This is a genomic window from Kitasatospora sp. NPDC003701 (assembly GCF_053587085.1).
The window spans coordinates 65,172-87,640 of sequence record NZ_JBSFNM010000031.1 but is presented as its reverse complement, the minus strand read 5'-3'; the positions used below and the strand labels follow the sequence as shown (position 1 = coordinate 87,640).

Here is a 22,469-nt window from a genome sequence, read left to right as displayed (position 1 = left end):
GTCCACGACACCGGACTACTTTTGATGCATTATTCATGGTAGTCTTTCTCCTGTCAGGCCGGGTGGCTCCCGGCGGCATTCGAACCTACCGAACGGAGAACCCCCGTGCCCCCGAGTTCCTGGCCCGTGATCCCGGACCCCTGGCCCTGGTCCAACAGCGAGCGCGAATACCGGTCCCTCTTCCCGGCCGCTCTCGAAAGCGTCGCCGAGATCCTCGATGTGGCCCGGGGTGGGATCGGCGCACAGCTGCGGGAGGCCGGGCTGGAACCCGTTGCCGAGATATGGCCCCCGGACGGTGAACCGGACCCGTCGTCCCCGGTCGGGAAGCTGGTGGCACTGCGGGAGGGTCTGCCGCACATCGGCGTCGGGCCTTCGTTGGTGGCCTCCGTCCCCCCGCGCCTGCTCGGCCTCATGGTTGCTGCCGTACGCGCGGCGGGCGAGCACAAGTGGGCCGACGCCACCGAGCGCCTCAAGGAGATCCTCCGCCTCTGCTGGACCATCACCGACCGCCCGTAGCCGCCCCTTCGGGCGGGGCGTCGTCGACCGGCCCCGCCCGATCCGCACCGACCAGGCCCGGGCCTGCCCCCGCGCCATCCCGGCAGGAGAACCATTGGACTTCCAGCAGCTCAAGAGCGCCGGCCTCTATCCGATCGCGCACGCCTCGGGCCGTCCGTCGACGCCCATGCCCGAGCACGTCGCGGCGTGCCCCAAGCACCGGGTCTTGTGGACTGCCTGGCACGACAACACGTACGACTGGCGCAAGCCGAGGGAGTGGGGCGGAGGCCACATCATGGACTGCCGCACCAGCCACCAGGAGCGCGCCTACGACTGGGCCGAGAAGAACCTGGCCCAGATGAACGCCGCCGCGTTGTCCTGCGAGCAGGGGCGCGGTTGCACGAGCGTCAAGGAGGACGCGTGAGCAGCCACTTCGCGAACGTCGAGATGTTCGTATCCAACCTGGAGAGCGCCGACGAGGCCGACGACGTCGTCGCCCTGGTCGAGGCCGCACTGAACGGCCGTGGTTACCAGGCGTCCGTCAGCGCCACGGCGAACGCCTACCCCGCCAAGGAGGACGAGCGGTGAGCGAAGCCGACAAGAACAGGGCGGCCCCGGCCCTGCCGGAGCCGCCGGTCGGCATGGCCGCACCGGCCAGCCTGGACGACGCGGCGCTCGCCGCCGAGCTCCAGGCCCTGGACGACTACCAGCGCGGCCATGCCGGCTGGCCGGGCATCGGTCTGGTGACCATGGGCAGGATCGGGCCGCGCCGCGGGGCGCTGACCGGGGAGCAGACCCGGCGCGAGCTCGCGCGGCGCGATGCGGCGAAGACCGCCGCCGAGCGCGAGCGGCTGCGCGCCCGCCAGGACCGCACTTCTATCGGCCGGCGCGACAAGGACAGCCGTTACCCGGTGGCGGTCGACGGCCGCGAACGCGGACGAGTGTGGCGCGGGGCCCGCGACTGGTGGCACGAGGTCGACGGCGGGGACAGGTCTGGGCCGTCGGACACCCGGTGGCAGGCCGCGGATGCCATCGTAGTGACGGTCGACGCCCGCGCGGCGGCGGCCGCTGCGCAGCGGCGCCGCGAGGAGCCTCCGGAAGGGTGGGTGGCCGCGGCCGAGGGCGAGGAGCTTCAGCGGCTGGATGTGGTGCGTCTGGCGGGGACGGGGCACGGCCCGGCGTGGAGCCGGCCGTGGCGGGTGTGCGGCCGGGAGGAGCACCGCGACGGGCGGGTGTCGTACCGCCTGGAACCGGCGGAGGCGGACCGGCCTCACGAGGGCTACGTGCTGTTCGCGGAGCGCCTGCGGGGGTTCGTCCGGCCCTCTGCGGCCGTGCTGGCCGCCCTGCCGGCGGTGCCGTTCCGGGTCCTGTACCCGGAGGAGTACTCGGAGCGCCGGCTCTTGAACGTCTCGGACGAGCTGTCGTCGCTGTCGCGGGTGGCCGGGTGCGCGGAGGCCTCCGGCCGTGCCCTGGGGCTGCTGGCCGAGGTCGAGGCCGGGCGTAGCGGAGACCCGGCGGCGGCCATGCGGGAGATCACCGGCCTGGCGGAGGAGCTGCTGCGTATCGTGACGGACCCGCAGGGGCCGAACTGGGAGTCGAGGCGCTACGACCGGGGCAATGCGGAGCACGCCGTCCGGTGGGCGACGTGGGCGGCGGAGCGCTTCGAGGAGGGGGCCGGGGCGTTGACGGAGGAGTACCGGGGGCGCCCACACGGATAGATTCAATGCATTATTCATGGTAGTCTTTTCTCTGTCAGGCCGGGTGGCTCCCGGAAGGCAATCGAATCCGACTGCGCGAGAAAAGAGCACCGCTGTGGGCATGGACACACCCCCGACCATCCCCGGCCTGGCCGTGGACACGCCGTCCCGGCTGACCTGGCCCGACAAGCTCCTGTCCAAGAACAACACCGACGTCTGCCGACGCACCGACGAACCCGACCAGCCGCGTGTATTCACATGGACCATCCCGGCATGGGTCGTGCAGCTGACCAGCGGGAAGTTCTTCAACACCTGCCCCCAGGCCGGGATCTGCGGCGGACCGCTCTGCTACGCGGTCGCCCCCGGAAGCTCCTTCCGCCGCTTCCCCAACGTCCTGGCCGCCCACGTGCGGAATCTCGAACTCGTTCTGGAGAAGCCGGAGGAGTGGGAGCGCCGAATGAGGCAGGAGCTGCGCGGGCTCCGATACCGGGACCCCAACGTCTGGGTCCGCATCCATGACGCCGGCGACTTCTTCAGCGACAGCTACGTGCTCGCGTGGCTCCGCATCGCCAGGTCCGTCCCGCACGTGCGGTTCTACTGCTACACCAAGTCCATCTCCCGGTTCCTGCGACTGGTGGAGCCCGACCGTCCGGCGAACTTCCTGTGGTGCGCGAGTCTGGGCGGCAGGGAAGACCACCTGGTGGACCGCGAGCACATGCGGCACGCCGACGTCTTCCCCACCGTCGAGGCGTTGGAGGCGGCCGGCTACAGCGACCAGAGCGCCTCCGACCTCCTGTCGGTGCTCGGGGACCGGCGGGTCGGCATCCCCGCCAACCGGGGGACGAAGCTGGTGGGCGCCGCGTCGTTCGGCGACCTCCAGCGCGAGCGCGACGAGCGGCGGCAGGCGAAGAACGCACGGGCCCGAAAGCGGGCCGCGCTCACGGCGGCATGACCGCCCGGCAGGGGATGCCAACAAGCACCCGCTGCTGCTCCCCGGCCAGCCGGATCCCGACCTCATGGACCTGCTGCTGGGCCAGCGCGTCACGGCCATCTGGCCGTCCGGCCCCTTCTCCTACGCCCGCAGCGAGCCGGGCCCTGTGGGAACCAGGCCCTGAACCCGGTGCGGGCCGCCGCCGAACCCACCCGGCGGCGGCCCGCACCGCCCCCCGAAACTCCGGCGGCCGGGCCAACCCGGCCCGGCCGCCGTCCACGAGAGCGAGAGCTGATGACCGATGCGGAGAAGGCGGAGCTCGCCCACCGCTTCGACGAGGTGGGCCGCGGCGTCACCGCGGCCCTCGACACCATCCCTACGATGGAACCCGGCTGGTGGCACCAGGTGGAACGCTGGGTCTACGGCGCCGTCACGATGTACCACCCGACCGGGCTGGCGCTGCGGCTGGAGCACGCCCGCTACAACGACGAGGCCCGGGGCCGGCTGACCGTCCACGGCGTCATGCCGCTGGGCTGGAGCGGGGACACACAGTTCACGATCGGGGTGTCCATCGGCCGTGCGCCGCAGGACATCGCGCGGGACATCCACCGGCGGCTGCTGCCGGACTACATGGCGGCGCTGCCCGGCGCCCTGGCCGAAGTCGCCGATACCGAACGGCTGCGTCTCTCCAGGACCGAGGCCATGCGGACACTGACGCAGGCCCTCCCCGCCCTGCACACCTATGACTGGGACCGCGAGCAGAGCGCCGGCTCCTTCCACTCCGAGAGCCGTCACCACGCCGAACGCGCCTACGGCTACGGGACGGTGCGCGTCAACCACGGGGCCGAGTCGGCCGATCTCAAGCTGACCGGGGTTCCGCTCAACCGAGCCCGGGCGATCCTCGCCATCCTGCACCGCCCTCCGGCAACGCCGGCGACCGAGCCGGCCGACGACCCGGACGACGACAGCCGACAAGCAGGGGCGGCGGCCCGGCCGCCGCCCCGACATCGCAGGACCTGCCAGCCCACTTACTTCAATGCATTTTCCATGGTAGTCTTTCTCTTGTCAGGCCGGGTGGCTCCCGGAAGGCAATCGAACCCCATCCCCGCGAGGAAGGCCCTCACCATGTCGAAGCTCCCCAAGGACATCGCCAAGCTGCACCAGCAGGCCCAGGGCCTGGTCGACCTCGACCGGCCGCTCACCCACAGGGAGCGGGAGTTCGTGCTGGACCACTGGCAGGAGTCGTCCACCGCGTCCAACAGCCTGGACGGGGCGTTCTTCACCCCGCCCGGCCTGGCCGCAGCCTTCACCATCGAGACCACCGGGCCGGAGGTCCAACGGGTGCTGGACCTCTGCGCGGGCATCGGCCGACTCGCCTGGTCCTGCATGAACGACCTGGCCGCGCCGGACCGCGAGATGGTCTGCGTGGAACGCAATCCCCTGTACGTCGAGGTCGGCCGCAAGGTCCTGCCCGAGGCCCGGTGGATCTGCGCGGACATCTTCGACCTGCCGAGCGACCTGGGCCGGTTCGACATGGTCATCAGCAACCCCCCGTACGGCTTCGTCGAGCGCAGCGGGGACGGGCCGGGCGTGCGCAGCCGCCGCTTCGAGTACCACGCCCTGGCCGTCGCCGCCGAGCTGGCGGAGTGTGGGGTGTTCCTCATCCCCCAGGAATCGGCCCCCTTCCGCTTCAGCGGCGTGCCGTCCTACCGGGAGGTGCGCGGAGCTGGTGTTCTGCGACTTCGGCGGGCGGGTGCCGCGCGCGACCTCCGCCCCCGCGCCGGAGCCTGTCCCCGTCCCGGCGCGGACGGTCGTGCCCGGCCCCGTCGTCACCAAGGCGGCTCCGACGCTGTTCTGACCCCGTCTTCGGGGCCCGCCGAGCGCGGGCCCCGGGGCACGGCCCCCGGCCGCACTCACCTCGCCGCACGTCCGCGACCCGAACCCTGGAGAGAAGATCATGACCAACCTCACCGCACGCCCGCTGCCGCCGGTGCGGAGCGCCTCCGCCCTCGCGGCCGGCCCTGCCACGGCCCCTCCCGCGCCGTGGGACGCCGAGCCGCTGTCCGAGCCCGGGGGAAGGGCCGACCGCGACGCAGCCGACGAGGAGGGTGCGCCCGGCGGGACCGGGACCGAACCGCGGGGGACCTGGGTCGTGGTCCGCCGCGTCGGGCCCGCGGCCGCCTGCACGAGTTCGGTCGAGTTCCCCGAGCACGCCGGCCTCGGCGGCCTGCTGCGGTACCTGGGCAACTACCCCGCAGTCTTCTACGCGGTCACGGACCATCTGGGCCGCCCCGTCACCCCGGAGGCGGGCGCCGAGCGGCCGGAGGCGCTCAACGCCCTGCTCCGGACCTACGGCCTCCCGCTGCCGGCCAAGGTGATCCCCCGCGGGCCCCGCGGGGGCGTCCCGGCGCCGTCCGCGTCCGGCGTGGCCTGAGAGGAGCAGCACAATGACCGGGACGATCACCAGGTCCCTGCCGTGGCGCGATGCCACGGTGACGATCCGCCTGCCGCGCTGGATGGAGCAGCGGACGCGGACGAACGTTGAGGTGGTGGTGCGCGTGCGGTACCGCGTCTCCTTGACGCTGAGGTGCCTCTTCGCCAGGAGTCCGGCCGGCGTATGGGAGCTGGAGTGGGACGAGACCCTGAGTCCCGCCGGATCCGTTTCCGCCCTGCACGCGCGGAGCGTGCTGGGGCCCCTGCTGGCCGAGCTCCTGGCCTCTGAGGAGATGGGCCCCCTGCTGGCCGAGCTGCACGTCGTGGAGGCGATGAAGGCATGGGGGAGGCTCCACCGGGCGCGGGTGGAGGCGGCCCGGGCGGCGGTGAAGGTGCGCGCGGCCGCGGCGGAGTTCGGGGCCTACGGTGTGCCGGAGGGCGAGTGCGCACGGCTGCTCGGGGAGTTCTACTCCACCGGGGACCTCCGCCGGGTCGGCCACCAGGCGCCGGGCTGACCGGCCCGCCCGGCGCCTGGTGGCCGAGGCTGCGTCGGGCGGGCACCGGGCGCGAGGGGTGCACAAGACTCATTCAATGCATTATCCATGGTAGGCTTTCTCTTGTCATCACGGGTGGCTCCCGTGTTGCCATCGAACCCTGCAGGAGGACCTCACCATGCCGACATTCACCGCCGGTCGGGACGAGTTGCGGGCGGGCGCCTCCGTGCTCGGTGCGGCGACGGACGGGGACGGCCGCGCGTATGCGAACGGCTTCCGTCCGGCGGTGCTGGAGTGGGACGGCTGGAGCTGCGACGTCTGCGACGTCTGCAACGCGGGGGCCGCGTGCGCCGATTGCCGGGCCTGTACCGACTTCGCGTTCCCCTATCCGCCGCACTGGGCCCGGCCGTGGGTCGAGGGCGAGCCGGAGCGGGGCATCGAGGCCTTCGGCGGGCCGGGCGGGATGTCCGCCGGGCGCGGACTGGTGGACAAGACCGGCGACTGGGTACTGATCGAATCCAACCGCGACGCCGCGGCGACCGCCCGGGCGGCCGGTCACTGGGTGGTCGAGGCGGACATCCGCACGCTCGACCCCCGGCAGCCCGTCCTGCGGTGGGTGCGGCGCTTCCACGGCTCCCCGCCGTGCCAGACCCTTTCCAGCGCGGGCAAGCGAGCCGGATGGGACCCGGAGGAGGCCTTCGAACTGCAGTCGATCATGTGGCAGGCGAGCGAGGCCTTCGGCTACCTGTGGGTTGACGACCTGTGCAGCCTCTACGGCGGCCCGCATAGCTACGCCGGCGACGTCCTGGACGGCATGGAGGAACACCCGGACGCCGACGGCTGGGGCGAGTTTTGCGGCGGCGGGCACCTGCCGCCGTGCATGACGCCCGCCGAGTTCCGGGAGTGGGCGGCGGGCGCGGTCTCCGACGAGCGCACCGCGCTCATGGCCGAGGTACTGATCTGGCCGATGTGCCTGGTGCAGATCGGGGCCCCGCTGGTGTCGATCACCGTGGAGCAGTCGGCGAACCTGCTGCGGCAGAGCCCGGCCCTGGCGGAGGCCATCCAGTCCGAGATCACCAGCGCGGAGGGGTTCGGCTGGCCATGGTGCTCGTGGCAGGTCGCGGACGCCGCCGACTTCGGCGCGGCCACCCACCGGGAGCGGGCCTGGATGGTCGCCACCCGCTACGAGGAGCCCCGCTACGCGGATCACGTGGACGGCGACGAGGCGGCCCGCGAGATGTGGGCGCACACCCTCAAGCGCACCGGCAGACTGCCGGACTGGGCACCGGAGCTCAGCCGGCGGATCGAGCCCTACCAGGGACGTCCCGCCCTGCCGACAGTGACCGTGGCGGCCGCGCTGAACCTCCCGTCCGACTGGTGGGCCGACACCCGGGGCAAGCGCGGGGTGAACCCCAAGAATGGCAAGCCGATGGGTGGCGGCTCATTCCCGCTCAACACCGTCGGACAGTGCGTCACCGCTCCCTGGTACGGCATCAGGTTCCGCCCGGCCGACGTCCCGCAGGGCGAGGGCACTGTCAAGATCAGCCTTCCCGAGCTCGGTATGCTGGTCGGGTTTCGCCGGGACTACCCGTGGACCTACATCCCCACCCGCAAGGGCGACGAGGGCATCCGCAAGATCGCCCAGATGGAGGCCGATGCGGTGAGCCCGTTCATGGGCGCGGCCGTCTCCGCCTCCATCCAGGGTGAGGACTGGTACGAGCCGACGGCGCGCTACCAGGCAGCCACCTACAGGCTGGAGAGGCCGCACCACGGTCTCGACGAGTCCGTCACCGACAAGGCCAGCCGGGCCCCGGCCGCACAGCGCCCAGCAGAGGGCGGGTTCGAACAGCTGGAGTTCCCCGGGGCGGACGAGGTGGGAAGGCGGGAGCCGCAGCCCCATTCGATGCCTTTTTCATGGTAGTCTTTCTCCTGTCAGTCCGGGTGGCTCCCGGACGGCAACCGAACCGCCGTGGAGGCACCCGTGAGCACCCCCGTCCGCCCGATCACCATCGGCGACCTGCAGACGACCCTGGCCCACCTGATCCGGGAGGAGAAGTTCAGCCCCGACACGCCCGTGGTCCTGTCCTCGGACCCGGAGGGCAACCACTTCGCCCCCATGGAGGGCTGGACCGACGCGCTGTACGCCGACGGCGAGACCTACAGCCTGCCGGGCACCAAGGACAGCAAGGAGGAGCGGAAGCTGGGGCACGTCCCGCCGCCGGGCGCCCGCAAGGTGGTCTGCCTGTACCCGCTGGACGCGCACCCGGGGTCCGACCCGTTCGCCGGGCCCGACACGAACTAGCCGCACCCGGCCGGTGCCGGGTCCCGCCCGCTGGCAGGACGGGGCCCGGCACTGGCCCACCGGGCACCACACATCGAGAAGAGGGATCACATGGGCGTGCTGCACCTGGCGGACGGTCAGATCGTCGGCTACCGCGTGAACGGCAGGGACTACCCGATCACCATGGCCAACGCCAAGCGGGCGCTGAACGTGGCCCACTGCGCGCGGCGGTTCGGCCGCGACAGCACCTTCACGGCGTACGAGCTGTCGAAGTTCGGCGACGAGACCGGCCTGCCGCCGTACGCCCCGATCACCTGGTGGATCGCGCGCGGCGTCGACCGGTTCGTTCGGAAGGACGCGAACGCCGCCGAGTGGGCGGTGACGGTCACCGCTGCCGAGGCGCCGGTGCCGACGGTCAAGAGGCCCGCAGGGCGCGCCTACGCCGCGCTCGGCGAGGCCCTGAAGGGGTACGAGTCGTGCCGGCCGGTGGGCGAGGCCGCCCAGCGGGCGGTGCGCCGCGGCGGCCTGGCCCTGGAGCAGGCCGGGAAGGCACTCGGCAGGACGGAGGCCGGTGAGCTCATGACGACACTGCGGGACCACGCCCGACTCGCCCAGGAGGCGGCCGGATCCGCGGAGGCCCTGTTCCTCGCGGCCTGCGACGCCGCCGACGAGGCCCGCCGGAAGGGGACCGAACTCGACGTGATCCGGGAGGGCTGGGCCGCCGAACACTGCCTCGGCCTGGTGGCGCAGGTCGGCGAGAAGGCCGCCGAGGCCGCCAACCACCTCCACCGGGCCGACAGGATCCAGCACGAGCTGGACCGGCAGGCCGAACGCTGGGCCCGCCGCGCCGGATAGCTCGCCGGCCCCGAGGCACAAGGAACCGAAGGGCTATGTTCAATGCATTATTCATGGTAGTCTTTCTCTTGTCAGACCGGGTGGCTCCCGGACGGCAATCGGACCACAGGAGAGAGCGCATGAGCACTGTCATGACCGCAGGCCACTCCGGCACCCCGGCGACCGGGCCCGCCGAGGAGATCGTCTACGAGAGCTTCAACTACGCGCCCGATCGGCTCACCTACGGCTTCGCGGCGGAAGGCTGCCACGGTGTGAGTGCCGTGACGGCCGGAGGGGTGCGGGTGGGCTCGCTGCTGTGGGACCGCGAGGACGGCATGGTCTGGTGGGTCGGCGTGCGCAAGGCGTTCCGCCGCAACGGCATCGCCACGGCGATGTGGCAACTGGCCTGCGAGAAGGCCGAGATCCAGGGCTGGACCCGCCCCGTCCACAGTGACGTCCTGACGGAATACGGTCAGGCCTGGATCGCCTCCCTGTGAACCCCCGGGGGCGGCTCGCGGAAAGCGAGCCGCCCCCTTCCGCCGCCCCCGGCCTCCGGCGGGCGGCCCCACTCCCATGGAGGCCACATGCCGGTCACGGCTGAGATGGTTCTGGCCGCACTGGCCGAGTTCGCCCGACCCGAGCTGGTCACCTGCCGCTACGAACAGGGCGTCGACTGGGCAGCGTCCGCCGTCCGCCGCGCCTTCGCCGATCACCGGCTCTGGAAAGGCCCGGACAACGACCTCCGGATTGTCGAGACGGCCCTGCGGGCGTGGCTGGCCGGCGGCCCCGACTACGACAGCAGGGACTACAACCAGGGCTGCGAGGCCGGGCAGGAGATCGTCCGCCTGATCCTGGACCGCATCCCGGAAGTGATCTTCGAGCAGCTGGACGACGCCGCCCGCCGGTCCGCCCGCCTGGTCGCCGCGCTCGGGGCCGACCGGCCGTAGCCCCCCACCACGCCCCCTTCCCCCCACACGGACTCCCCCGAGCCGGATCGCTCCGACTCTGCCCACGGATCCGGCCGCGCCATCCTTCGCTGCGCACGCCGCCTACGGCTTCGGCCGGGAGACGTCCCACCGTCCGGACCGGTTCGACGACCGCCCCGACCCGCCTTCACCCCGCCTCCCGATCGGAGACCCCGCCATGCCGCTGTACCTGCCCGCCCCCGAGCCGGCCCGCCCCCCGGGCGGGTGGAACCGCCTGTCCCTGAACGCCCACATCGGCAGCGTCGACGCCCAATGCGCCCTTCGGCCGCGATCCTGGGCCGCCCTGCACGAGAGCCGGCGCGACACCCGGCTGAGCCAGTGGGGGCCCTACGGCGCGTGTGTCGCCGCCCAGGAGTTCCCGGACTGCACCGCGTGCCCGGTCTTCGCGGCCCGCAACGCGCCGGGGCGGGCCGTGGAGGTGGCCGGTGATCGCGTGTTCGTCCGCGTCGAACGCCGGATCATCGGCGAGCTGTTCACCGCCGCGCCCGTGGACCTGCTGTGGCTGGTCAGCGGCCCCGAGGTGTCGCGCCACGACGGCGAGCCATGGACGTGGGACGAGGTCTCGCGCCTCACCGATTGGGAGGTGGGCCGCCGTGTCCTGGACGAGGCCGGTGAGGGCTTCTGGCTCCACCGCCCGCCGGCGACGCCCACGCCCACAGGCGCCGGGGTTGGGGACCCCGAGGCGAACGCCGGTGAGCTCCTCGTCCTGGCGCTGGCCGAGCGCGGCCTGGCCGCCGCCATCGCGCCTACCGGGGGCGGCTGCACGGCGGTGGCGCTCACTGTCCCGGGCGGGGAGATCCTCAGCACCGACGACGCCCGCGCCGAACACCCGGCCGCCGACCACGAGCGCTGGCTCACCGCCTTCCACCCCGACTACGACCCCGGCGACCGCACCGACGTCTACGACGGCCACGGCCTGGACGCCTACCGCGACGCGCAGGCCTGCGCCGACGCGATCGCAGCGTGGATCGGTGCGAACGCCCGGACCAGCTCACCCCAGGGAGCCTCATGAACAGCCCTCACGACCGCACCGCCGCCGAGCGCCCGCCGCTTCGGGCCGTCCGCGGCCAGCTCGCCGTCCTGGAGACCTGGCGCCAGGCACCGGACGCCGGCCCCCGGTCCGACCGGGCCGACTACCAGCCCGTCATCGTCGCCGCCGTCCGCGCCGACGGCACCCCCACGGCCTTCACCCTGCCCGACGGACGCGCCGTTGCGGTCGGCGGGCTGACCCACCCCACCGTCGCCCTGCTGGCCACCCCCGGCCTCTACGACCCGCACCCGGTGCTCGCCGAGGCCCGGGACAACGGTGCGGGCGGGCGCTTCGCCCGCCTGAACGACGTCAACGAGCTGTTCAGGCGTCACCCGGCCACCGCCCCCGATCCGGCCCCGGTGGCCGGTGAACCGGCCGTCCTGACGCTCTACCGGCCCGCCGGCCGCTACGCGCCCCTCCCGTGGAGCGTGTGCCTGCCCTGGCGGAACCGGGTCAGGCTCGCCTCTGGGTGCGGCACCAGGGCGCGGGCCCGAACGGCGGCGGCCTGGCTGGAGGGCACCGGCGTGGACTTCACCGACCAGGAGGCCACGCTGGAGCTGAGCGACGTGCTGATGGAGTTCTTCCACGAGTGGGAGGCCTGCGTGCGCGCCGCCCTGGACGGCGCGGCGCCCTGGCCGGACCGGACCCCCGAGCGGTTCGCCGGCATCCTGTCCGCGCTTGCCAGCGCCGGTGGGGGCGGCGAGTGAGAGGGGTCAACCGGCTTCATTCAATGCAAAGTTCATGGTAGTCTTTCTCTTGTCAGGCCGGGTGGCTCCCGGAAGGCGATCGAACCATATTCACCAGGAGGAACCTGTGAGCCGTCACCGCATTGCCCGCAACGAGCTGGTCATGGAACTGACCGCCCGCCGCATCGAGGCCAACGGCCTGCACCAGGGCGCCGGGCTCAGCGACGAGGAGTGGGAGACCTACCCGCCCGCCACCTACGCGCCGGACGCGCCGTGCTCCGTCCTGCACGCCTTCGACCGCGCGCAGCGCCTGGCGGCCGGGCGGACCATCCGCACCGGTGCGCGCCGCCGGGGCCAGGTCGCCGTGCGTCGGCGCGCCGACCACCCGGCGGAGTTCTCCGAGGCGCTGCGGGCCCTGTCCGACCACCTGTCGGACGTGCCGATCACGTCGGACCTGTACGCGCCGCTCGGGGTGTCGGAGGCCGACTACCGGCGGACCGTCATCTCGTCGTGGGGCGAGACCGAGGGTCTGACCGCCGACGCGGCCGCCCGCACCATCCGCGCCGCCGCGAACCGTCGGAGCTGACCCGTGACCAGGAACCGAGTCGAGACGGCGGTCCCCGAAGGCTGCCCCACCCCGGGCAAGGCCAATTTCGCCACGCCGACGGCCGCCCGCCGGACCGCCGCCAACTACGTGCACCACCTGGAGCCGTACGAATGCGACTGCGGGTGGTATCACCTCACCAGCAAGGCCATCGTTCCGGCCAGTTCGCTGCCGGTGACCGAGCAGGTCGCCGCACTGGGCGACGTGGAGTTCGCCGCCCTGGCGATCCAGGACGTGCGGGGGAAGGTGACCCCGGTCCAGGCCGGTGCGCTGCGGGACGCGGTCAACGTGGACCGCTGGACCGACGCACTGAACCACCTCCGGTCCACGGTGGAGGGCCAGTTCCAGCAGCGGACCGCCGACGCCTCTTCGGAGGGCGACGAGTGGCGCGGGCGGACCGCGTCGTTCCGCACGGCCCTGCTCGCGCGGCTGACGGAGAGCACCGCACTGGCCTCCGGGATCCGGCGGACGGAGGCGGCGGAGGCCGAGACGCGGAAGGCGGCTGGCGAGAGCCTGGCGGAGCTGCGCCAGCGCGCCGAACTGGAGGCGGTCCAGCGCCTGGTCAGGGCCCACGGCGCCCAGTTCAACGCGCTGGTGATCGAGGAGTACGGACTGCTCGGCCTGGCGGTACCGCCTCGCCTTCGCCGCCGCCAGGCCCGCGACGCCGCTGTCCGGACGGCACTGGCCCCCGCACTCCTGTAGGCCCGCCCCGGCCGACGACCGCTTCGGCGGTCGTCGGCCCCGGGCCACACCCCGCCACAGCCCGGTACACCCCACCGGAAGGATGCCCATGACCACCGCCAACACCCTTGACCACACCTGGGACATGCCTTGGCTCGCCGCCTACACGGGAGACGAGCTGCCCGCGCGCCAAGGCCGCTGGGAGGCCGACCCCGCCGGACACGACGACGAAGGAAACCCGCAGGCCGTCCTCAACGACCGGGCCCGCCGCATCCTACTCACCGGCACCACCGAGGGCGTCGCGGTCCGCGCCTGGCCCTACGGCCTGCAGACGGCCGACGCACCGGGCGCCCCCGTCGCGCGCACCCTGCTCCCGTGGAGGCACATCTCCCCCGCCACGGTCGCTGCCGCGATCGCCCGCGACCACCTCACCCCGCCCGAGGAGCCCGGCGCCACGCCCGAGCGACGGAGGCTGCGCCAGCTGCTGACGATGACGGCGCTGATCGCCCACCTTCCGGAGCGGGCCCAGTCGACGGCCGCCATGCTCCCCGGGGCGGATGTGGTCGCGTGGCGGAACGGGCCGCACGTCGAGGCCACGGCCCGCTCCACCGCCCCGGGGCGGGTCCTGCTGGAGGCCCGGGCACAGCTGGGGTCGGTCGTGCGCGCCCTGGCCGCCGCCCTGCCGCCGCAGGACGTGCGGCCTCCGTTCGCCGTGGCCAACGCGTACACCCGGCTCTCGGCGGCGTTCCCGGTGCTCACCCCGTACCCGAACGTGCCGGGCACCGACACGCTCGCGGGTCTCGGCACGGGGCGCACGGTCGTGAACGTCCACCTCGCCGCCGGGGTCTCGGCCGACGACGCCACGGAGGCCGCGCTCGACGTCGAGGGCGACCTCGACCTCGTCCTCCTGGTCCTCGGGCTGCTGTAGCGGCCCGACGGCCCGTCCGCCCCCGGGGCCGGACGGGCCGGTCAACCGTCACGACGCGGTCGCCTTCGCGCTCCGCGTTCCCGGGAGCCCGGGGCCGTCCAGGCGGGACGGGTCCGGTCGTGGTGGCCGGCCGTGACCGGCGTATCGCCCCGTGACGGGGAGCAGTTGGACCTGTTGGAGCCGGTGTGGTGCCAGCGGTGGAGCAACCGGCGCCCGGGGTGGAGGCGAACGAGCAAGGGTGGATTCGATCCGACCCTGTACCGGTGCGTCGCCTTGGAGGCCGGGCCGGCGCGGCGGTTCGTGGAGCGGCACCACTACAGCGGTTCGTGGCCGGCGGTGCGAATGGCGTTCGGGATGCAGCTGCTCACCGCGGCGCCCGGGGCGGGCGAGCCGGACGGCGGCCGCCTGGTCGGCGTGCTGGCGCTCGGGGTGCCGATGGCGCGGGCGGTGTTGACGCGGGTGTTCCCTTCCTTGGAGCCGTACCGGGAGTCGGTGGAGCTGAGCCGGCTGGTGCTCCTGGACGAGGTGCCGAGCAACGGCGAGTCGTGGATGTGCGCTGCCTCCTTCGCGCTCGCGGCCGGGCGCGGTGTGCGGGGAGTGGTCGCCTACTCGGACCCGCACCCGCGGTTCAGGGTCACCCTGCAGGGCAGGGAGGTGGTCACGCCCGGGCACGTGGGGCACGTCTACGCGGCGCAGGACTTCGCGTACCTGGGCCGGAGCCGGGCGCGTCGGCTGGTGGTCCTGCCGGACGGCACGGTGCTCACGGACCGTGCAGCGATGAAGGTGCGCCGGGACGAGAGCGGGCACCACGGGGTCGAACGGCGGCTGCGGGTGCTGGGGGCCCGGCCGCGGGAGGCGGGGGAGCCGGGCGGCAGGTGGCTGGAGGAGGCACTGGAGGCGATCGGGGCCGGACGGCTGGACCACGGGGGCAACCACCTCTATGCGCGGTCCATCGGAGCGCGCCGGACGAGCGTCACCGTGGCGCCGACGGCCTACCCTGCGCCGAAGCGGCACACAGAGGCACTTTCGATGCAATATTCATGGTAGTCTTTCTCTTGTCAGGCCGGTTGGCTACCGGCCCCAATCGAACCGTCGCGCACCGCACTGGAGACCCCATGAACCTCGACGACGCCCTCTTCCTCTGGCACGTCAACGTCAACGAAGGGCGCGTTAGCGCCGTGGACGCCCTCATCGCAGCGGCACCCGCGCTGGGCCCGCAGGACGGCTGGCAGGCGGGCTGGGAGTCCGCCTCCGCCTCCATGGCCGTGGCCGGGACGCTCGGCGGCGGCCAGGTGGTCGCCCTGGTCACCTGCCCGATGCACGTCAGCATCATGGCGCTCGGCCTGTCCACCGCGAACGCCGACCGGCTGGTCCGTGCCGCGCTCGACATGGAGACGATCGACTACCCCTCACCCACCGGGCCCGTCACCGCTCTCGGGGCGCTGGACACCAGCACCCTCGGGCCGGGCGAGCACCTGGCCGTCTCGCTTTCCCACCTGACCGACAGCCCACCCGGCCCCATCGTCAAGCTCTACGCGCACGGCATGGCCGACGTCGACATGGCCCAGCTCCCGGTCCCCGCCGCCGTCCGGTCGCTGGCCGGGCTGGCCACAGCCCAGACCACCGCCTGACGTTCCCCCCGGCGGCCGCCGCCTCCGAGAGGCAAGGGCGGCGGCCGCCGGGGCCGATCGCGCACCCGTTCCCCGCGCCGCACGGCCGGCGCCACCCTCCCGCCCGGGCCAGGACCCGCCTGCGGAGAGGCCTTCCTGGCCACCGGCCCCGTTCACCCGGGGACCTGCAGCCGGACCCCTTCCCCTCCTTCGAACCCGGCGCGGGCCGCCAGCCGCCCGCGCCGGTTGGAGCGCACCCGTCATGACCTCCAGTCAGCTTGTTCTGTTCAACGCCGATTCCTTCCCCGAGCCCGAGCCGTGCGGCACGACGGTCGTCAGCTGGGGCCTCGGAGCCGACTCCACCGCGATCCTCCTGCGGTTCCTGGAGAACCCGACCGCCTACGGCCTGCGGCCCGACCTGTCCGACCTGATCGTGATCACGGCCATGACCGGCATGGAGTGGCCCGACAGCGTCTCCCTCGCAGAGCAGCACGTCCTGCCGTTGCTGCGCGCCCACCGCGTCCGCTACGTGCAGATCGCCCGCGGCGGGCACTCCATCGCCCGGTCGGGCGTCGAGATCCTCTCCGACACCCGCACCCCGACCCGCATCCACACCTCCGGCCGGTGGAGCCTGCTGCTGGACCTGAGCGAGTCGGGCACCGTGCCGATGTACGGGGGTAGCCGGCTGTGCAGTGTCCGCGCCAAGGGCGAGCCCCTGGACCTCTGGTTCAAGCAGAACCTGCACGGCCCCTACCGGCACGTCGTCGGCTTCGAGGCCGGCGAGGTCTCCCGCGCCCGGGTCGACACGTCCTTCCCCAAGCCCGGCCGCAGGCCCTGGTACCCCCTGATCAACTGGGGCTGGGACCGCCCCACGCTGCTCGCCTACCTCAAGTCCCGCCTTGGTGTTTCGTACCCGAAGAGCTTCTGCTGGGCATGCCCCTACCCGGTCAGCGCGGGCTCCCTGCCCGACCACATGGCCCGCTCCAGGCGCTTCCCGCGGCAGATCGCCGAGGCCGCGCTGCTGGAGTACACCGCGCAGGCGCTCAACCCGCGCTTCACCCTGTACGCGAAGTCCTCACTGCGGGAGGAACTGCACCGCGCCGGCAACACCCCCGCGCTCGATCTGCTGGCCGAGCGGCTCGACTCCGAGCCCTGGAGCATCTACGAGGTCCGCCGCGTACTGACGCCCGGACGCTCCGAGCACTGCAAGACCCGGCACGGCCCCCGGTGCGCACGCTGCCACAAGCTGGCCGTCGAATCCGGCGCGCTCCCTTCCGAGCTGCCCCGCTGCAAGATCTGCCAGACCGTCAGCGGGGCGCGGTGCCCGCGGCGGGACCCGCTCTGTTCGGACACGCAGATCAAGGGCAACGTCTGGCGCTCGGTGCGCCGGATCGGCGTCCTCAGCCGCCGCCAGGCCCTCACCGACCTGGAACGCTTCGCCGACCGGCCGGGGCGCGCCCTGGAGCACGTGGCCAGCACGGTCCCCGGGTACGACCTCGGCTTCGACCGGGTGGTCACCGTCCGGCGCGCGGACAGCTACCCGACCCGGGAGCGCCAGTTCGTCACCGCCCCTGCGACGGTGCTGCCCAAGGCCAGGGCGGGCTTCGAGACGGCCTGGCGGACCGCGGCCGGCCCCACCCCCGGCGCCGGCGAGGAGCCGGTCGAGGCGGGGCTGCGGGCGGCGGTGTAGCGGTCGCGGCACCGGGGCGGCAAGCCGGACGGCGAGGCCTCCCGCCTGGGGGTTGGCTGATGCGAGAGCGTCAACCAACCCAATTGGATGCATTTTTCATGGTAGTCTTTCTCTTGTCAGGCCGGGTGGCTCCCGGAAGGCAATCGAACCGCCCCCCGAAGCGAAGGACTGCCCGTGCCCACTGCACCCTCCCCCGCCCATCCCCTCGCAAGGGCGCTGCGCCGAAGCGGCGTGCCCGCGAAGGTCGTACACCTCTCCGACGACTACAGCGTGGAGATCGAGCTGGGCGTGAGGATCACCAGCCCGCGCCACCCGTCGCACCGCGTGTTCCTCCTGCACCCGCAGGACGTTCCGGACTATCCGGCGTACTTCCGCCTGTACCTCCGGCCGGACCACCCGGGCCACGCGGTGCTGTGGATGCTCACGGACGCGCACCACAAGGTCGTGGACTCCGGAGCCTGGGAGGTGCGCACCGCCCGACAGGCCGCCCGCCAGCACACCCGGACCACCGCCGTACTGCGCGACTGGCTGCGGAAGGAACACGCCGTCGCCACGGCACCGCCCTTCCCGCCGCTGGAGAAGCTGATCGGCGAAGAGACCAACGGGTGGATGTGGATCTTCACCGCCACCGCCCACAAGGTCGCCGAGGCGCTGGTCAACGGGCTGGTGTCGCCCGACGTCACGCCGCAGGACCTGGCCCGGGTCTACCCCGACTTCACCGAGGAGTACGACCTGCTCGGATCGGAGGGATGGGAGACGGGGATCGACATCCTCCGGGCGTTCGCCGACGGCCAGGTTTTCGATGACCACCACCCGGCTCCCTCCGATGCCTACCGCATCACCATCGGCTGCGACATGGTCGAGCGGTACGGCCCGAGCGCACTCGCCAGGCTCCAGGCCGGTTTCGGCGGAGACCTCGTCACCGCCGCCCGCGTCTTCCTCGCCCGTACCCGCTGACCCACCGCCGGGCGGGCGGACCCCTCCGCCCGCCCGACCCCGCCGATGGCGAAGGACGAGGACAGCATCCCGACCCTCGGGCCTGCCGTGGAGGCGTCGAACCCCTATGTTCGATGCATTATCCATGGTAGTCTTTCTCGTGTCGGGCCGGGTGGCTCCCGGACGACAATCGAACCGTGCAACAGCACCACTGGAGGCCCCGTGTCGCTTGCCGACGCAACCCGTTTCATCCTCACCGACGCCACCGAGGCGGACCTCGACCGCGTGGGCGCGGCCGTCAGGGACCGGCGCGACATGCTGGCCAAGGTCCGCGCGGCCGCCGTCGTGGTCGAGGCCCGCGTCACCACTCGCGGCATCAAGCAGAAGTACCTCGTCGGCCTGAGCGGCACCGTGGCGTCGATCGACGGCGACCGCGCCGATCTGGACCTGGACGAGGACTCCACCGATCAGCTGCGGTGGGCTCGCCAGACCAAGTTCCAGGTGCCGCCCGGCACCAAGAACTTCCGGCTGCGCGGCGTGCCCCTGGTCTGCCTCACCGTCGCCACCGGCTGACACCTCCCCTGACGGGTGGCGGCCGGGCCCACCGCGCGTGGGTCCGGCCGCCGCCCACCGGGCGGCGCACCCGGTGCGCCGCGCCACCGGAGGCCTCCCGCCTCCCATCACCACCGAACACAGGGGAGACCCATGCCCACCCTCACCGAGCGCCAGATCGCCGCACTGCACGCCGGCGCCTACCTCCTGCCCGTCGACCCGGCCTGCCCGGAGAGCTTTCCCGTGCTGGCCGCCGCCGGATTCCGTGTCGGCTTCCGGGTCCAGGACGACGGGACCGTCTACGTCGGCATCGACGCCCAGGACGCCGAGGCCTCGCTCCGCACCCCGGACGGGAAGCTGCGCGGCATCGAGCTGGACGCGCCCGGCTGCGCCCGGAACGTCCGCACGCGCGGACTCCGCCCCTGGACGCGGATCCGGCGCCGCCTTCTCGGCCGGCGCGCCACCAGCCACGGCCCGACGCGGCTCCACCTCATGCGGGACACCGCCCTGGAGTCGCTGATCGCGGCGGCTCACTCCGAGCTGCACCGCCGCGCCGTGCTGGCGGCCGCCGAGCACCTGGCCGAGGTGTGCCGTGAGCGCGGCTGGCCCGCACCCCGCGAGATGCGCAGCCTCAGCACCTACGACGAGTACGACGGCAAGACGTCGTGGTCGCCGAACGGCGTGGAGGTCCTCGGGGTCGACCACAGCCGGCGCACCGTCGACTTCGGTCTCCGCGAGCCGGGCGAGAGCTTCGCCACCGAGATGGTCCGCGCCTACCTCGCGGAGGCTAGCGAGCACCAGGAGCCGCCGTTCGACGCCTCGCTGGTCATCTCCCTGCTGCCGTCGCCCGCCTTCCACATCGACCGCTACTGACCGACCCGGGGGACCACCCATGCCCATCTCCGCCAGGCTCCGCGCCAAGTTCAACCGCACCGCCCGCTTCTGGCCCGCACGGCGGGACGAGCCGGAGACTCTCCCGGCCGTCACCGTGGCCGGCGTCATGGTCTTCGCCTACGTCGACGAGCTGGGCCAGCTGCGGGTCAGTATCGACCTGGACACCGCCCACCCGGCCCTGGTGGAACGGCCGGCGGAACGCGGCACCGTTCCGCTGCGGGTCGACGTGCAGGACGACACCGTGTTCTACGAGCCGTCCGAGCGCGCCGGTGCGTGCGCCTGGGCGGTCCCCGGCCGGTACGGCAGCCTGGATCTGTTCGCCGACGACTGGGAGGGCGCCGAGCAGGCCGCGCAGCGTCGCGGCAGGCCGCTGCTGCGCCGGCACGCCGGGGAGCGGCACTGGTTGATGGCGGCGGAATGGGGCCGCGAGGACACGGTGGCTCCCGAGGCGCTGCCCGGTGGTTCGCCGGACTGACGCGCCGTCCCTGGAAGGCACCGAACCCCCTTTGTTCGATGCATTATCCATGGTAGTCTTTCTCTTGTCAGACCGGGTGGCTCCCGGAAGGCAATCGAACCACGTAAGGACAGCACACCGCATGACCATCACCGTTCCCGAGACCGTCGACACCGAGCCCCGCACCGCCGACGGCCTGCGCTACCGCAGCGTGGGCGAGCTGCACTACCTGGACCCGCGCAAGCTCGTGCTGGACGAGTACAACGTCCGCACGCAGGACACCGCCCCCGACGAGGCGATGCTGGCCTCCGTGGAGGCCGACGGCGTCGAGATCCCCCTGATCGTCCGCCCGTTCCTGGACGGCACCTACGGCGTCGTGGCGGGCCAGCGGCGCATGCTCAGCGCCCAGGCCGCCGCCCAGAAGTGCGTCGACGAGGGCCGCGAGGACGACATCCTCGCCGTCCCCTGCATGGTGCGCGCCGACCTGATCGGGCAGTCCGCCGAGGTCGTCGCGGCCGCCGTCGCGAAGTCCCTCCAGGAGAACCTGCTCCGCCAGGCGATGGCCCTCCCCGACGTCGTCCAGGCCGCCGAGCAGCTGAACCTGCTCGGGCTGGACGACGCCGCTCTCCAAAAGGCGGCCACGACCGCCGGTCTGACGGTGGACCAGGTCAGGAACGCCCACAAGGCGACCGCCCTGCCCAAGGAGGTGCAGCGGAAGTCCGCCCAGTACGAGTTCGACCTGGAGGAGCAGATCGCTCTCGCCGAGGTCGCGGACGTGCCGGGGGCGGTCGAGGACCTGGCCAGGGCCCGCAAGGAGGACGTCCGGTCCGGCTCCAAGGACAGGGGCAACTGGCAGCACGCCATGCAGGAACTCCTCCAGGAGAAGGAGCAGCGGGCGGCGAAGGCGGCGATCCGGGCCGAGTGGGCGGCCAGGGGGCTGGTGGAGGTCCACAAGCGGTCCTGGTACGAGCCGGGGAGCACGGACCGGCTCCTGGCCGACCTGCTCGACGGGGAGGGCAGGCCGCTCGACGCCGAGCAGCACAGTGCCCAGTGTCCGGGTCGGGCCTTCGCCCTGGACTGGTCGGGGGACGTGGTGTTCGCCTGCGCCGACTGGCGCGCCAACAAGCACAAGCGGGCCGACCTCGCCCCCAAGCCGGGGCAGCTGACCAACGCCCAGGTGGCCGAGAAGAACGCGAAGGAGGCCAGCGCCCGGGGCGTGCGCGGCAAGTTCGTCAAGAAGCTGGTCACGGAGAAGCTGCCGGACCGTGCCGTCGCCCTGGCCATGCAGGTGGTCACCGAGATGCCGACCTGGTACGCGGAGGCCGTCTCTCCGGGCAACGCCAAGCTGCTGGCCGCGTTCTTCGACGAGCCGCTGAAGTCGGAGGTGCACAAGCGGCCCCGGGGCTTCTTCAACGGCCTGAACGCCCGCCTGCGACGCCAGCGCCGGACCTTCAACGCGGTCTTCGCCCAGGTCGCGATGGCCTTCGAACTCCACATGAGCCGCAAGAAGCACTGGGCCGTGGCGGACGGCTGGACGGCCGAGTGGCTGCGCTTCCTGAAGGCCGAGGGGTACACCCTGTCGGCGATCGAGAAGGAGATGGTGGCCACCGTCGAGAAGAAGGAGAAGGCCGAGGCGGCCAAGTCCAAGTCCCGGCCGAGTACCGAGGCCGCCCTGCCGGAGCAGCCCGGCCGGGAGGACGAGGAGGAGGCCGGACCGGAGCAGGCCGGGCACGACCGGGGCGACGGGGTCCAGGAGGAGTCCGAGGCGGACGGCGCGCCGAGCGCGGGGGCCGAGGAGCGGGCCGACTCGGGCCCGGTCGGACGTGACGAGGTGCCGGACAGCCAGGAGGACCCGGCACCGCAGGCGTAGGGGTACGGGGCGGGGCGGCAACGCTCCGCCCCTCACTTGCCCGGCGGCATCGTGCGCCAGCAGCAAACGCAGAACGGCGCTGCCCTTGCGGGTCCCTTGCGGGAGGGGGCTAACCCAGCGCCGTTCCAATCGAACCACCACGCCGAGGGGGAGCTGAGCTCAACCCGTCGCGGAGGCACTTAAACGATAGCGCATCCGGAGAGCCGGCGGCGGCGCCTCCGTGAGCGGGCCTGGTCCCCCGAAGGCGCTCGTGCCCGGGAGCGGCAGCCCTTCCGGTCCGCTCGGGCCGCCTTCCGAGCGGCCGTCCCGCCCCGGCCGCGGGCCCGCACCCAGCCGTTCCCCGGGCCGGGTCCCGAGCGGCAGCTCCCGGGCCCTCGCCTCAC

The 22,469-nt window shown here is 72.9% G+C and carries 25 protein-coding genes; all 25 read left to right on the top strand.

Going from position 1 to position 22,469, the window contains the following annotated elements; all coding sequences use genetic code 11:
* The first annotated feature begins 105 nt into the window (after positions 1–105).
* The 25 genes from ACWDRR_RS26210 (at position 106) to ACWDRR_RS26090 (ending at position 22,086) form a co-directional block, all read left to right on the top strand.
* A complete protein-coding gene (locus tag ACWDRR_RS26210) occupies positions 106–516 on the top strand; it encodes a hypothetical protein (protein ID WP_449774675.1) in 411 nt (136 codons plus the stop codon).
* 94 nt (positions 517–610) lie between these two features.
* Positions 611–919: a hypothetical protein gene (locus ACWDRR_RS26205; protein WP_449774674.1), complete on the top strand. Its 309-nt coding sequence runs from the start codon at positions 611–613 to the stop codon at positions 917–919.
* Positions 916–1,083 (top strand): hypothetical protein, encoded by a 168-nt coding sequence (locus tag ACWDRR_RS26200; protein ID WP_449774673.1) that lies wholly within the window; start codon positions 916–918, stop codon positions 1,081–1,083. Before ACWDRR_RS26205 ends, ACWDRR_RS26200 begins: the two co-directional genes overlap by 4 nt.
* The gene (locus tag ACWDRR_RS26195; RefSeq protein WP_449774672.1) at positions 1,080–2,213 is read left to right on the top strand and encodes a hypothetical protein; all 1,134 of its coding nucleotides are present in this window, start codon (positions 1,080–1,082) and stop codon (positions 2,211–2,213) included. Before ACWDRR_RS26200 ends, ACWDRR_RS26195 begins: the two co-directional genes overlap by 4 nt.
* 100 nt (positions 2,214–2,313) lie before the next feature.
* A complete protein-coding gene (locus ACWDRR_RS26190; protein ID WP_449774671.1) occupies positions 2,314–3,144 on the top strand; it encodes a GP88 family protein in 831 nt (276 codons plus the stop codon).
* Positions 3,145–3,417: 273 nt separating this feature from the next.
* The gene (locus tag ACWDRR_RS26185) at positions 3,418–5,574 is read left to right on the top strand and encodes a hypothetical protein (RefSeq protein WP_449774670.1); all 2,157 of its coding nucleotides are present in this window, start codon (positions 3,418–3,420) and stop codon (positions 5,572–5,574) included.
* Positions 5,571–6,071: a hypothetical protein gene (locus ACWDRR_RS26180; protein WP_449774669.1), complete on the top strand. Its 501-nt coding sequence runs from the start codon at positions 5,571–5,573 to the stop codon at positions 6,069–6,071. Before ACWDRR_RS26185 ends, ACWDRR_RS26180 begins: the two co-directional genes overlap by 4 nt.
* A gap of 157 nt (positions 6,072–6,228) precedes the next feature.
* Positions 6,229–7,971 (top strand): hypothetical protein, encoded by a 1,743-nt coding sequence (locus ACWDRR_RS26175; RefSeq protein WP_449774668.1) that lies wholly within the window; start codon positions 6,229–6,231, stop codon positions 7,969–7,971.
* Between the two features lie 60 nt (positions 7,972–8,031).
* Entirely contained in the window at positions 8,032–8,352 is a 321-nt protein-coding gene (locus ACWDRR_RS26170) for a hypothetical protein (protein ID WP_449774667.1), read from the top strand.
* Positions 8,353–8,442: 90 nt separating this feature from the next.
* Entirely contained in the window at positions 8,443–9,186 is a 744-nt protein-coding gene (locus ACWDRR_RS26165; RefSeq protein WP_449774666.1) for a hypothetical protein, read from the top strand.
* Between the two features lie 119 nt (positions 9,187–9,305).
* Entirely contained in the window at positions 9,306–9,662 is a 357-nt protein-coding gene (locus tag ACWDRR_RS26160; protein WP_449774665.1) for a GNAT family N-acetyltransferase, read from the top strand.
* Between the two features lie 87 nt (positions 9,663–9,749).
* Positions 9,750–10,112: a hypothetical protein gene (locus ACWDRR_RS26155; protein WP_449774664.1), complete on the top strand. Its 363-nt coding sequence runs from the start codon at positions 9,750–9,752 to the stop codon at positions 10,110–10,112.
* 196 nt (positions 10,113–10,308) lie between these two features.
* The gene (locus ACWDRR_RS26150) at positions 10,309–11,163 is read left to right on the top strand and encodes a hypothetical protein (protein ID WP_449774663.1); all 855 of its coding nucleotides are present in this window, start codon (positions 10,309–10,311) and stop codon (positions 11,161–11,163) included.
* Positions 11,160–11,888, top strand: a complete 729-nt coding sequence (locus ACWDRR_RS26145) for a hypothetical protein (protein ID WP_449774662.1) — start codon at positions 11,160–11,162, stop codon at positions 11,886–11,888. The genes ACWDRR_RS26150 and ACWDRR_RS26145 overlap by 4 nt, the downstream gene beginning before the upstream one ends.
* Before the next feature lie 106 nt (positions 11,889–11,994).
* Positions 11,995–12,453, top strand: coding sequence for a DUF6197 family protein (locus ACWDRR_RS26140; RefSeq protein ID WP_449774661.1), 459 nt, complete (start codon positions 11,995–11,997; stop codon positions 12,451–12,453).
* Between the two features lie 3 nt (positions 12,454–12,456).
* On the top strand, positions 12,457–13,173 hold the full coding sequence (locus ACWDRR_RS26135) for a hypothetical protein (RefSeq protein ID WP_449774660.1): 717 nt from the start codon (positions 12,457–12,459) through the stop codon (positions 13,171–13,173).
* Positions 13,174–13,261: 88 nt separating this feature from the next.
* Positions 13,262–14,080, top strand: coding sequence for a hypothetical protein (locus tag ACWDRR_RS26130; RefSeq protein ID WP_449774659.1), 819 nt, complete (start codon positions 13,262–13,264; stop codon positions 14,078–14,080).
* Positions 14,081–14,212: 132 nt separating this feature from the next.
* A complete protein-coding gene (locus ACWDRR_RS26125; protein ID WP_449774658.1) occupies positions 14,213–15,127 on the top strand; it encodes a Mom family adenine methylcarbamoylation protein in 915 nt (304 codons plus the stop codon).
* Positions 15,128–15,195: 68 nt separating this feature from the next.
* Positions 15,196–15,711 (top strand): hypothetical protein, encoded by a 516-nt coding sequence (locus ACWDRR_RS26120; protein WP_449774657.1) that lies wholly within the window; start codon positions 15,196–15,198, stop codon positions 15,709–15,711.
* 241 nt (positions 15,712–15,952) lie between these two features.
* Positions 15,953–17,380: a hypothetical protein gene (locus tag ACWDRR_RS26115; protein ID WP_449774656.1), complete on the top strand. Its 1,428-nt coding sequence runs from the start codon at positions 15,953–15,955 to the stop codon at positions 17,378–17,380.
* A gap of 174 nt (positions 17,381–17,554) precedes the next feature.
* Entirely contained in the window at positions 17,555–18,337 is a 783-nt protein-coding gene (locus ACWDRR_RS26110; protein ID WP_449774655.1) for a hypothetical protein, read from the top strand.
* Between the two features lie 201 nt (positions 18,338–18,538).
* Positions 18,539–18,889, top strand: coding sequence for a hypothetical protein (locus tag ACWDRR_RS26105; protein ID WP_449774654.1), 351 nt, complete (start codon positions 18,539–18,541; stop codon positions 18,887–18,889).
* Between the two features lie 132 nt (positions 18,890–19,021).
* Positions 19,022–19,741 carry a hypothetical protein gene (locus ACWDRR_RS26100; protein ID WP_449774653.1) on the top strand — a complete coding sequence of 240 codons (720 nt, stop codon included), beginning with the start codon at positions 19,022–19,024 and terminating at the stop codon, positions 19,739–19,741.
* 19 nt (positions 19,742–19,760) lie between these two features.
* Positions 19,761–20,237, top strand: a complete 477-nt coding sequence (locus ACWDRR_RS26095; protein WP_449774652.1) for a hypothetical protein — start codon at positions 19,761–19,763, stop codon at positions 20,235–20,237.
* Between the two features lie 121 nt (positions 20,238–20,358).
* The gene (locus ACWDRR_RS26090) at positions 20,359–22,086 is read left to right on the top strand and encodes a hypothetical protein (RefSeq protein WP_449774651.1); all 1,728 of its coding nucleotides are present in this window, start codon (positions 20,359–20,361) and stop codon (positions 22,084–22,086) included.
* Positions 22,087–22,469 lie beyond the last annotated feature (383 nt).